The 13,602-nt window shown below is 30.6% G+C and carries 8 protein-coding genes; 5 read left to right on the forward strand and 3 right to left on the reverse strand.

Annotation, left to right across the window (positions count from 1 at the left end; genetic code table 11):
• The 4 genes from SHK09_RS08885 to SHK09_RS08900 all read left to right on the forward strand — a co-directional run.
• Window positions 1-5,739: gliding motility-associated C-terminal domain-containing protein (locus SHK09_RS08885; RefSeq protein ID WP_319810425.1), on the forward strand; the 5,739-nt coding region annotated here is incomplete at its 5' end.
• Window positions 5,740-5,824: 85 nt separating this feature from the next.
• Entirely contained in the window at window positions 5,825-6,730 is a 906-nt protein-coding gene (locus tag SHK09_RS08890) for a type IX secretion system membrane protein PorP/SprF (protein ID WP_319810426.1), read from the forward strand.
• A 14-nt stretch (window positions 6,731-6,744) separates the two neighbouring features.
• Window positions 6,745-8,331, forward strand: a complete 1,587-nt coding sequence (locus tag SHK09_RS08895; RefSeq protein ID WP_319810427.1) for an OmpA family protein — start codon at window positions 6,745-6,747, stop codon at window positions 8,329-8,331.
• Window positions 8,332-8,502: 171 nt separating this feature from the next.
• The gene (locus SHK09_RS08900; RefSeq protein WP_319810428.1) at window positions 8,503-9,105 is read left to right on the forward strand and encodes an alpha-ketoglutarate-dependent dioxygenase AlkB family protein; all 603 of its coding nucleotides are present in this window, start codon (window positions 8,503-8,505) and stop codon (window positions 9,103-9,105) included.
• A 2-nt stretch (window positions 9,106-9,107) separates the two neighbouring features.
• On the opposite strand, the gene SHK09_RS08905 is transcribed toward SHK09_RS08900, so the two are convergent.
• The 3 genes from SHK09_RS08905 to SHK09_RS08915 form a co-directional block, all read right to left on the reverse strand.
• Window positions 9,108-9,815: a LytTR family DNA-binding domain-containing protein gene (locus SHK09_RS08905; RefSeq protein WP_319810429.1), complete on the reverse strand. Its 708-nt coding sequence runs from the start codon at window positions 9,813-9,815 to the stop codon at window positions 9,108-9,110.
• A 3-nt stretch (window positions 9,816-9,818) separates the two neighbouring features.
• On the reverse strand, window positions 9,819-10,862 hold the full coding sequence (locus SHK09_RS08910) for a sensor histidine kinase (protein ID WP_319810430.1): 1,044 nt from the start codon (window positions 10,860-10,862) through the stop codon (window positions 9,819-9,821).
• Between the two features lie 158 nt (window positions 10,863-11,020).
• On the reverse strand, window positions 11,021-12,028 hold the full coding sequence (locus SHK09_RS08915; RefSeq protein ID WP_319810431.1) for a galactose oxidase: 1,008 nt from the start codon (window positions 12,026-12,028) through the stop codon (window positions 11,021-11,023).
• Between the two features lie 248 nt (window positions 12,029-12,276).
• Between SHK09_RS08915 and SHK09_RS08920 the strand changes: the two genes are divergently transcribed.
• Window positions 12,277-13,602, forward strand: coding sequence for a DUF4270 family protein (locus SHK09_RS08920; protein WP_319810432.1), 1,326 nt, complete (start codon window positions 12,277-12,279; stop codon window positions 13,600-13,602).

Below are 13,602 nucleotides of genomic sequence, written 5' to 3' on the forward strand. Positions count from 1 at the left end.
GGAAGTATTGCAAATGGAGACACTGCAACGTTAAAAATAACAGCAACAGTTAATTCAGGAACCAGTGCAACTACTATCACCAATACAACAACTGCAGCAAGTGGAGATCAAACAGATCCAACGACAGCAGATGATGTCTTAGCTGTTGATATTATTGTAAATAGACCACCAGTAGCATTAGACAATAGTGTAGCGGGAGTTGTAACAGGAACGGATGCAGTATTAACAGATATTTCATCAAATGATACATTGAGTGATGGAAGTACGGTTGATACTACACCAGGAAGTGGAAATGCGGTTATCAGTATCGATCCAAATGATACAGATGGCGATGGAAATCCATTGACCTTAGATGTACCAAATGAAGGAGTTTGGACGTATGATCCAATAACGGATGATTTAACATTCAATCCAGATCCAACATTTACAGCAGATCCAACGGCAATTGTTTACACATTAACAGAAACAATTACAGGATTAAGTGCAACAGCTACTGCAAGTGCAGATTATGTAGCACAAGCACCTTTAGCTAATAATGATAGTGATTTAAACAATGTGCCAGGAACTTTAGTAACAGTAGATGTAATTGGTAATGACCTTGATTCTGATGCTTCTGGTAGTATAGATCCAACTACAGTAAGTTTAATTGTACCAGTTGGTATTGCAACAAATATTAATAAAGATGCAAATGGTGATGTAATTAGTTTTGTAATTCCAGGAGAAGGAACATGGTTTGTTGATGCTATATCAGGATCAATAACATTTACACCTGAAGTTGGTTATACACAAGATCCAACACCAATTTCTTATACAGTAGATGATAATGATGGTAATATTTCTAACGAAGCAACAGTTACAATAGATTATTCACCATTAAATATTGTAGCAAATGATGATGATTTTACAAATAGTCCAGTAAACGGAATAGAGGGAGAATCATTAGTTGGTAATGTTTTAACAAGTGATACAGGAGATGGTTTTGATACTTTAAACGGTGGTGCAGCTTCAAGAAATAACGTTGTTATTTCAATAGCAAATCCTGCAACTCCAGTAAGTCCAGGAGCATTGGTACCAGTTGTAGATATAACTACAGGTAACATATCTGTACCAGCGGGAACACCAGCAGGAACTTATATGATTAACTATTCTATTTGTGATACTCTTGAACCTAATCCACCAGGTAATTGTGATACAGCAGTTGTTACTGTTGTTGTTGAAGCAGCACCAATAGTTGCTGAAGATGATATAATTGCAGGAGGAAATGGTTTAAACGGTAATTCAAATGCAGGAAATGTATTGAATGATAATGGAGATGGAGATGATACGCTTAATGGAGTATCAACAAGTATTTCTGATGTAGCAATTTCAATAATTGCACCTGCAACTCCTAAAACACCAGGAGCATCTGTACCTAGCATAGATATTTCAACAGGAATTGTTAGTATTCCTCCAGGAACACCAGCAGGAGATTATGTGATTAATTATTCAATATGTGAAATATTAAATCCAACTAATTGTGATCCAGCAACAGTTACAATAACTGTTGATTCTGCAAAAATAGATGCTATTAATGATGATTTTACATCAACACCTATTAATGGATTAGATGGAGCAGATACAGCAAGTGTATTATTAAATGATACATTAAATGGTGTATTAGTAGTGCCTACAGATGTTAACTTAACCCCAGGTGTTGCTCCAGTAACAACATCAGGAGGATTAACAATGAATGCAGATGGTACAATTACTGTTGCACCAAACACACCAGCAGGAACTTATGTATATCCATATTCAATTTGCGAGGTTTTAAACCCAACAAATTGTGATACTGCAGAAGCAACGGTTGTTGTAAAAGAAGCAATAATAGATGCTATTGTAGATGATTATTCTACAAGTCCTGTAAATGGTTTAAACGGCGAACCTAATGTAGGTAATGCATTAGATAATGATACTTTAAACGGAAGTTTAGCAGTATTAGCAGATGTTACTATTAGTATTAAGACACCAGCAACATCAATTGCAGGAGCACCAGTACCAGTATTGGATCCAGCAACAGGAATTGTAAGTGTACCAGTAGGTACACCAGGAGGAACTTATACTATAGAATACATTATCTGTGAGAAATTAAACCCAAGTAACTGTGATACCACTACAATTATTGTAGTAGTAGATTCAGCAGAAATAGTTGCAGTAGATAATACACCTTCTGCACCTATTAATGGATTAGAAGGAAAAGTAGGAGTAGTTAATGTGTTTAATAATGATACTTTAAACGGGGTAGCAATTGTGCCTTCTGAAGTTACATTGACATTAATAACTGCAGATCCAGAAAAAGCATTAACATTAAATGGAGATGGAACAGTAGATGTTGCAGCAGGAACACCAGCAGGAGTTTATGTTTTAGAATATCAAATTTGTGAAGTATTAAACCCAACAAATTGTGATATTGCTATTGTAACTGTAGAAGTTTTTGCAGCAGAAATTATTGCTAATAATGACGATTATAGCGCTAACCCAGTAAATAGTTTAGATGGAAGTGCTAACGTAGGAAATGTCTTAGTAAATAATGGAGCAGGAGCAGATACTTTAAATGGAAATCCGGTTGATATAGATGCAGTTAATTTAACAGTAACTACACCAGCAACTCCATTAGTACCAGGAGCAACTGTACCAGTTATAGATCCTTCAACAGGAATTGTAAGTGTACCTTCTGGAACACCAGCAGGAACTTATCAAATTGGTTACAGTATTTGTGAGGAGTTAAACCCAACAAATTGTGATGACGCAGTTGTAACTGTAGTTGTAGGTACAGGACCAATAGTAGCAAAAGACGATTTAATAGGAAACGTTAATGGCTTTAATGGAGATCCTAATGTAGGAAACGTACTTTCAGATAATGGAAGTGGAACAGATACATTAAATGGAGTACCAGTGTTAATTGATGAAGTTACTATTTCAGTAGTTACACCAGCAACACCTTTAGTATCTGGAGCGCCAGTGCCAATGGTAGATCCATCAACAGGAATTATTATTGTACCAGCAGGAACACCTGGAGGATCTTATGAAATTGAATATCAAATTTGTGAAATTTTAAATCCAGTAAACTGTACTACAGCAATAGTAACTGTAGAAGTTAAAGAAAGTGCAGACTTAACTATCTTAAAAGAAGTTGATGTAGCAACACCAAATGTTGGTGATACAGTAAACTTTACTATTACTTTAACTAATAAAGGGTTGAACAACGCAACAGGTGTAAATGTGGTAGATGAATTACCAACAGGTTATACTTTTGTAAGTGCAACAGCATCTGTAGGAACTTATGATGTGTTAACAGGAGCTTGGACTGTAGGATCGATAGCAAGAACGACTAATGAAACGTTAGTTATAGCAGCTATTGTAAATGCAACAGGAAATTATACAAACACTGCAGAAGTTACTTCATCAGATCAAGATGATCCAACATCTACACCAGGAAATGGTAATCCTGCAGAAGATGATTATGATGATGCAACAACTACACCTATAAAAATTACAGATTTAGTTACTAGCAAAACAGTAAATCAATCTGTAGCTAATGTAGGAGATGTAATTGAGTTTACATTAAGTGTTATAAATAATGGACCAAGTAATGCTACAGGAGTAAGTTTAACAGAAAACTTACCAACTGGTTTAACTTATGTTAGTCATACTGCAACAGGTGGATCTGTAAATACGTTTACATCTGGAGTTTGGTCAATTGGAAATCTAGCAATAGGAGGTTCTGCAACAATAACTATAAAAGCTTCAGTAAATGAAGGTCAAGCAGGAAATAGTATTTCAAATGTTGTAACACCAGCTTCTGGAAATGAAGTTGACTTAACAACAGTTGGAGATGATTTAGAAGAAACAGTTTATGTAACAAGTGCAGATTTAGCAGTTACAAAAATTGTTGATGATGCTACTCCTAATATTGGAGATACTATAACTTATGTAATTGAAGTTGTAAACAACGGACCAGATGAAGCAACTGGTGTTAGTCTAGTAGATAATTTACCAGTAGGTGTTACTTATGTAAGTTCAACTGCAACAAATGGTTCATTTAATAATGGATCAGGAGAATGGGTTATTGGAACACTACCATCAGGAACAACTGCAAGTTTAACAATAATGGCAAGCATTAATGCAGGAACAATAGCTAAAACAATTACAAACACAACAAGTGGGTTAACATCAGATCAAGAAGATCCAGATACTACAAACAATGTTGGAACTGTAAGTATTGTACCAGTAGGAGTAATTGATTTAAGGTTAACTAAAACAATTGTAAATAATATTACTAAACCATTAATTGGAGACCAAATTACTTTTGAAATTAGAGTAATTAATGATGGACCAACTTTAGCTACAGGAGTTCAAGTAACAGAGTTAATTCCATCAGGATATAAATATGTAAACTATAGTTCTACTATTGGAACGTATGATCCTTTAACCGGTCTTTGGAATATTGGAAATGTTGAAGTTTCTAACACAGCAGTCTTATTAGTAGACGTTATTGTATTAGAAAGTGGAGTTTATGAAAACTGTGCAGAGATTATAGCAGCAAATGAAAACGATAAGGATTCTACACCTGGTAATGGTCTTGCAACAGAAGATGATTATGACTGTGCAACAACAACACCAATATCTGAATTAGATTTATCAATTGTAAAAACAGTAGTTAATGGAAATACAACACCTACAGTAGGTGAAGTAATTACTTTTGAAATTCAGTTAACAAACAATGGTCCATTAAAAGGAACAGAGGTAACAGTATTAGATAATTTATTACCATTATCATATACTTTTGTTAACTACAGTTCAACAGTAGGAACTTATGATAGAACAACAGGAATTTGGAATGTTGGTGAAATTGAAGCTGATGATATTGAAATTTTATTAATAGATGTTATTGTAGAAGCTGGGGGAGATACAGTAAGTTATACAAACTGTACATCTATAACAAATGTTCGTCAAGTAGATAACGATTCAACAAACGATTCTTCTTGTATCACATTAACACCAATACAAGCAGTAGATATCGAATTAACAAAAGACGTTAGTAATACAAAACCAATTGCTGGTACTAATGTAGACTTTACTATAAATGTAAGTAACGATGGATTAAGTACAGCAAACGGAGTACAAGTTGTAGATTTATTACCATCTGGTTATAATTTTGTAAGTGCAACCACTACTTTAGGAACTTATGATGAAGTTACTGGTTTATGGAATGTTGGTACATTATTAATAGGAGACATACAAACGTTAGTAGTTACGGCTTATGTTAAACCTTATGGTAAATGGTTAAATGTTGCAGAAGTTACAGCGGTAGATGAATTTGATATAGATTCAACACCAAATAATGGAGATATTTACGAAGATGATATGGCAGAAAGAGGTACAGAGCCAGTTATACTATTAAAAATTCCAGAAGGGTTTACACCAGATGGAGATGGTCTTAACGACGTTTTTGCAATTGAACATTTAGAAGTACTGTATCCAAACTTTAGTATGGAAATTGTAAACAGATATGGAAACAAAGTTTACAGTTACAAGCATAACGGAGACGCAGGAAAAACACCACAATGGTGGAATGGTTATTCTGATGGTCGTTGGAACTTAAGTTCAGATAGTTTGCCAGTAGGAACATATTACTATACTATTTACTTTAACAATGACGATCGTAAGCCTCAAACAGGTTGGGTTTATTTAAGAAAATAAAATTAATAAAAGAGTAAAAATAATAGGGAGAAAAGAACTTTTAAACCTCTTTTCTCTCTTTTGAATCATATTTTAAATTAGGTTTATGAAAAAAATGAAAATACTTTTAAGCATTCTAGTTCTTGTATCTGCTAGCGCTGTTTTTGGTCAACAAGATCCACAGTACACACAATACATGTATAATATGAATGTGTTAAACCCAGCCTATGCAGGTTCCATGGGAGTTGGTAGTCTTGGTATATTAGGAAGAACACAGTGGGTAGGAGTAGATGGAGCGCCACAAACATTTACGGTTTCTGCACATTCTCCGTTAGGAAATAATTTAGGAATTGGTATGTCTATTATTCATGATGAAATTGGCCCAGTTAAAGAAGATAATTTATATCTAGATTTATCTTATACAATAAGAACATCAGAAGAAGGTAGATTAGCATTTGGTCTAAAGGGTGGTTTTACTTTTTTAAATGTGAGACAATTACTTTTAGGAGAACCAGAAGATCCATTAAACACTCCTGTTAATGAAATTTCACCAAATTTTGGAGCAGGTTTGTATTATTATACAGATAAGTTTTATTTAGGACTTTCTATACCTAATTTTTTAGAGACTACACATTTAGAAAAAGGAAACGGAATTGTTAGTACTGCTTCAGAAAAGATGCACTACTTTTTAACATCTGGTTTTGTATTTAATATTGCAGACAACTTAAAATTAAAACCATCTGCAATGATAAAAGCAGTTACAGGAGCACCAATTTCTGTAGACCTTTCTGCAAATTTATTGGTAGATGAAAAATTTGAAATAGGATTATCTCATAGATTTGATGATTCAATAAGTGGTATGGTTGGTTTTCAAGTAAGTCAAGATTTTAGAATAGGATATGCTTATGACCATACAATTACTCGTTTTGGTACTTTTAACTCTGGAAGTCACGAGATAATGTTGTTAATTAATTTCAATAGAAGAAATATAAAGAGTCCTAGATTCTTTTAAAAAAATATATAAAGATGAGAAAGATTACCTTTTTATTATTAGTTTTATGTGTTGGATTAACTACAGCACAAGAGTTTAACTATTCGATACATAAAATAGATGTAAACACAAAATATTCAGATTTTGGAGTATCCTACTTTGGTGAAAATGAAGCTGTATTTGCATCAGCAAGAAAACCAAAAACAGTTAGAACTGGTTTGTGGAATTCAAATAGACAACCTTATTTAGAATTATATATAGGAAAAATTTCTGAAAATGGAGAGATTGATAGTATTAGACGTTTTTCAAAAAAAATAAGTACTAAATATCATGAATCTAATGTCGCTTTTACCAAAGATTTACAAACGGTTTATTTTTCAAGAAATAATTACTTAAAAAAGAAATATACCAATGATAATGAAGGAACGAATTTGATTCAAATGTATAAAGCACATGTTGGTGAAGATGGAGAATGGACAGATGTTCAAGCAATGCCTTTTAATGATGATAATTATCAAACAGGACATCCTGTATTAAACAAAGAAGAGAATAAGCTTTATTTTACTTCAGATATGCCAGGTTCTATAGGAGCTACAGATATCTTTTTTGTTGATATAAATGAAGATGGTACATATGGTACTCCTAAAAATTTAGGGCCAAATGTAAATACTGTAAAAAAAGAAATGTTTCCTTTTATAGATGACAATAATGTATTGTATTTTTCATCAGATGGTTATTTTCAAGGTAGAGGAGGATTAGATATTTATGCCATAAATATTTTAGATTTAAATAGTAAAGTAAAACCTAAAAATTTAGGGTTTCCAATAAACTCAAATGAAGACGATTTTAGTTTAGTATTCCGTTCTGGAAAAAGAGAAGGTCATTTTTCTTCGAACCGTAAAGGAGGAAAAGGAGATGATGATATTTATTATTTTAAAGAATTAGTGCCTATTCAATTAGATTGTAACCAAATTGTAAATGGTGTTGTAAGAGAAAGAATAACGAATGCATTATTGCCAGGTGCTAAAGTAGATTTATATAATTCTAAAGGACAAGTTATAGAAAGCGTAATTGCAGATAGTTCTGCAAAATTTACATTTAATGTAAATTGTAATGAATCTTATAAAGTAGTTGGAAGTAAGTTTGATTATAATGAAGATTCAGAGCAGTTTATTACAAACGCAGATCAAAGTTTAGATTTAACTTTAGGGTTAAACTTAAAAGAAAGTGAGTTTGTGAGAATAAGAGGTCTTTTAATGATTGCTATTAACCCTATTTATTTTGATTTAGATAAATCTGTTATTCGTTTTGATGCAGCAATAGAATTAGAGAAAGTAGCTAGAATTATGAGAAAATATCCTATGTTAAAAATTGAACTAGGTTCTCATACAGATAGTAGAGCTCCAGATCAATATAACTGGTCTTTATCAGAAAGAAGAGCAAAAGCATCTTTAGCTTGGTTAATAAAAAGAGGTGTTAATGCATCTAAAATATCTGGTAAAGGTTATGGTGAAACTCAATTGGTAAACAAGTGCTCTAATGATGTTGAATGTTCTGAAGCTGAACATCAATTAAACAGAAGAACAGAGTTTATAATATTAAATCCTGAAGCAATTAAATAACTTTTAAGATAAATTTTAAATAGAAAAGGGTTAAGCTAGAAATAGTTTAACCCTTTTTATTTTAGATAAATGCTTTCTAATTTTCAATATTAAAAAGTAGATTAGAAAAGTATAAATTATTTTTAAACTCTTTAGATATTTAATTTGAAGTTAAAATTGTATTTTTAATTTATGGATTTATTTTCAACAGAAACAATAAAAAATATTCTTCCTTTTGATGGTGTTACAAATTATCACGGTCTTGTTTTAGATAAAAAAAAATGTGAATTCTATTATCAAAAATTAATGGATACCATTCTATTTAAGAATGATGAAGCAATTATTTTTGGTAAAAAAATAATTACTAAAAGAAAAGTTGCGTGGTATGGCGAATCTGAATATTCTTATACATATTCTAAAATAACAAAAACAGCAAATATTTTTACAAAAGAACTATTAGAGTTAAAAGAAATAGTAGAGCAGCAGAGTGGTGAAACCTATAATTCTTGTCTTTTAAATCTATATCCTTCAGGTGAAGAAGGTATGGCATATCATTCCGACGGAGAAAAAATGTTAAAAAAAAATGGTGCAATTGCTTCCTTGTCTTTAGGAGCAGATAGAAAATTTTCTTTTAAGCATAAAGAAAGTAAACAAAGAATAGATATTATTTTAGAAAAAGGAAGTTTATTGGTAATGAGAGAAGGAACACAAACACATTGGTTACATAGATTACCACCAACTAAAAAAGTAAACTCGCCAAGAATTAACCTTACCTTTAGAACCATCGAATTGTAAAATTAATTATCAATTTTTTTAATAAAATCTTCTCTATAGTTTAAACCAATAGGTATCCAGTTATCATCGATAATAATTCTATTTCTTTGAACAGAATAAATGTGTTTTAAAGAAACAATATAAGATTTGTGAACACGAATAAAGTTTAGTTTTCCTAATTTTTCTTCAAAACTCTTAAGGCTACTCAAAGTTAAAATTGGTTTCTCTTTATGTGTGTGAATTTTAATGTAATCTTTTAAGGATTCTATATATTTAATATCACACAGATTTATCTTTAAATTTTCATACTCAGACTTTACAAAAATAAATTCTGAACATGCTTCTTTATTTACAGTAGTTATTTCTTCTTCAATCTTAGATTTTAATAAGTTTTGTGCCCTTGTTGCTGCTTTTAAAAATCGGTGAAAAGGAATTGGTTTTACCAGATAATCGATTGCATTTAAATTAAAACCTTCTACTGCATAATGTGAATATGCTGTTGTAAAAATAAATAGCGGTTTAACGTCTAAAGATTTTATAAAGTCTATTCCAGAAAAATCTGGCATTTCTATATCTGTAAAAATTAAATCTACTTTTTGTTCTTGTAGAATTGTAGTGGCTTCAAAACCATTAGAACAAGAACCTACCAATTCTAAAAACGGAACTTTGGATATAAAATCTTCTAACAATTCTAGTGCTAGTGGTTCATCATCAATAATTATACAGTTCATGGTCTATTTTTTTAATTTTATTCTTAAACGAATTTCAAAGGATTTTTTTAGATTGGTAATTTCTAAAGTATGTGTATTAGGATATAATAAATTTAACCTGTTTTGTATATTTTCTAAACCAATACCAGAGTTTTTGTCGATGGTGTTTTGTAAAGAAGATAGGTTATAAACTTCTAGATACAATTCATTATTATTTGTAGAAATTTTAATTGTAATATCTGTTTTTCCTTTATAATCTGTACCATATTTAAAGGCATTTTCTATAAAAGAAATAAGTAGTAAAGGTTCTATTTTGTAATTTAAATCGCCATGAATATTTATTTTTACTCCACTAGAATCTTTTAATCTTAAGAGTTGTAAAGAGATATAATTTTTTATGTATTCTGTCTCTTTTTCTAAAGAAATAAATTCTTCATTGGCCTCATAGATCATATATCGCATGAGTTCAGAAAGAGTTACAATTGCAACTGTTGTATCGTCAGATTTTTTATTTGCTAGAGAATAAATACTATTTAATGTGTTAAATAAAAAATGAGGATTTAACTGAGCTTTTAAAAAGGACAATTCAGAATTTACTTTTTCATTAGCAACTAAAGATCTTTCTTTTTCAGACTTATACCATTCTGCAACTAGTTTTATACAAGTACTTAAGGCAAAAAATAAAAGTAGTAAAATAGGAGGTCTTAAATTTATGTGATTACCTGTAGGTCTTGGAAAATTAGGGTTAAAATTATTATTTAATAAAGGTGGTTTTATAGCTATTTTTAAAAATGATTCTACTACAAAAAGGATACTTGTAATTATTGTTAAAGAGATTAGTATATATATAATAATTTTTTTATTCAATAAAAATTTAGGAATAAGTACCAAATAGTTTACATAGAAAACAGCAATAAATATGAAGTTTAAAAAGTAAAATTCATTAGGAATTTTACTAAATCTAGTATATGATTGTATGGCTGTAATAGCTAAAAAGAACAACCAAATAACAGCATGAACAATTATTGTTGTGTTCGTTTTTTTTAAAAGTATATTCAATTTTTTCATTATTTAACAATTGCGAAATTAATGAGTCGCATTCTTAAAAGTCTCCCAATAAAATGTTGTTTTTTTCATAAAAAAAAAGGTTGGTTATTGATTTACATGAAATTAGTAACTCAATAACCAACCTTAAAATTTATCTGTGTATAAAAAAAAGGACAAGATTAATCATCTTCATTTTCTAATTCATCGGGTCTAAATTCCCAAACATCATCAAAATAATAACTACCGCTTCTTCCCATTAAAACAAATGCTTTATCTGCAAAAGTAAAAGCAGATGCATTTTGTCTTGCAGATCCTTCAAATGCAGGTAATTCTTCCCAAGTATCTGTTGTTGGATCATAGGACCAACTTTCTGTAGTAATTGCACCAGAAATACCTGTAGTTATGTAGCCTTTTCCGTTTAAAGAAAAACCAACACCACTACTTAAAAGAATTTCGAAATCATCGTCATCATCATCATCGTCATCTAAATCTGTTAATCTTGTCCAATTATTACCATCATAAGAATAAAAATCTTCTTCATAAGCACCATTATGAATCCCTAAACCAATATAAGCAACATTATTAATTGTAAAAACAGAAGCATTTTGACGCTTTTCACCACCAAAACCTACAGATTGTTCCCAAGTATCTGCTGCAACATTATACTTCCAAAAATCTTTTTGTTCACTACCATCATAACCTGTACCAATATATCCATCATTACCAATAGAAAATCCTATTGCACCATACCTTGCAGTTCCACCAAAATCTGCTTTTTGTGTCCAAGTATCTGTTGTTGGGTTATATTCCCAAAAATCTTTTAACTCATTATCACCATCAAAACCTGTACCTAAATACCCTTTTCCGTTTATAGTAAAACCAACGGCACCACTTCTTGCAATTCCTGGGAAACTTGCTCTTTGTACCCAAAAATCACTATCAGAATTATACTCCCAAGTATCTGCCAAATAATCATCGCCATCATAACCAGTTACTAAATATCCTTTTGTACCAATAGTAAAGCTCACTGAGTTTGCTCTAGAATTACCATCAAAGGTTGAACTTTCTACCCAATTACCATAATCATAATCGTCTTCTTCATTACTACTGCAACTTATAAAAAATAAGGCCATTAATGTAGCTAAAAAAAAAGCACTACTCTTTTGTATTAAATTTGTTTTTCTCATTAGATTTATTTTATTCATTTGCTTAATTATTGGGCAAACCTAAAAGCTATTAAATAGATAATAGTATGAAATAGACAAACAAGGTTATTTTATAGATGAACATGTAAACCAAATGTTAATTTTCTTAAAAGGTGTTAATTATTGGGTTTAGAGGTGTTTTTTAATGATAAGTCTATAAAAAAGTGCCGTTTGTATATTTTATGATTTCGTATGAGAACTACCCTAATATTTTTGCTTCAAAAAGTAAAATGAGGTATTTAATTATTGGTCTTATAAGTTTTGTTTTTCTAGCGTCTTGCACTACAGAAGAAGAAACAACAACCTATGAAGTTGGTAGCGATTTTATAGAAAATGATATTCAGGTTAGAGTTATAGACACGTTCTCTATTAAAACAGGAACTTTTAAATTAGACTCTTTAATAACATCTAGTACAAATAGAATTTTATTAGGAAACGTAGTTGATGAAAATTTAGGACGCTTGTCTGCAAAATCTTATTTACAATTAGTAACTAATACTTTTTCTTTAGATACAGATGCCGTTTACGATTCTATTGGTTTCATTTTAAATTATGATACCTACTATTATGGTGATACCACTAAAATACAAACCTATAAATTACATAGAATTACAGAAACTTTCGAGCCAGAAGAAGGCATTGCTTTTTATAATACTTCTTCATTAGATTATGATACAACTACTTTAGGTGAAATTTCATTTACACCAAGACCTAATAGAGTAACAGACTCTCTTTTTATTAAAATGGATGATGTTTTAGGCGAAGAAATTTTTGATAAAATTGTAGACAATGATATTAATACATCAGATGATTTTTTACAATTTTTTAAAGGATTAGTAATTGTGCCAGATACAACAGAAAGCAATCATGTTTTAGGCTTTAATACACAAACTACAACAAATACAGCAGGTAATTCTAGCATGCGTTTGTATTATACTATAAAAGATGACGATAGTGAAGATAATAGTTACTATATAGATTTTCCAATTTCTAGTATTGCAAAACAATTTAATGAAATAACTACAAATTTATCTAATACACTTGTAGATAATTTTGAAGACGGAGAAGAAATTAAATTAAGTACAAACACTAATAATTTAATATTTACACAAGCAGGAACAGGTATTTCCTCTAGAATAGAAATGCCATCTATTAAAAGACTATTAGAACTAACAGAAAATTCGACCACGTTAGGTGCAACGTTAACCTTTAATCCTTTAATAGGAACTTATAGTAATAGTAATTCTTTACCAGAAACATTGTTAGTTTATGTAGTAGATCATAAAAATAGAATTATTAAAGAACTTACAAATATAGACGGAGTTGTTACTTCTGCTCTTTTAAATGAAGAAGATAATGAGTTTAATAGTAACACATATTATACAGTTGATTTAAGCGGATTGGTAGAAGAAATTTTATTCTCTGAAGAAGATTTAAACTATGCGTTAATGATACAATATGCAGATTATAACAAAATAGTAAACACATTGGTTATCGAAAACGATACAGAAACCAATAAAGAAGTAAAATTAACAGTAAAATATTTAAACTATTAA

It is taken from the genome of Polaribacter sp. PL03 (assembly GCF_033875165.1).
Taxonomy (GTDB): domain Bacteria; phylum Bacteroidota; class Bacteroidia; order Flavobacteriales; family Flavobacteriaceae; genus Polaribacter.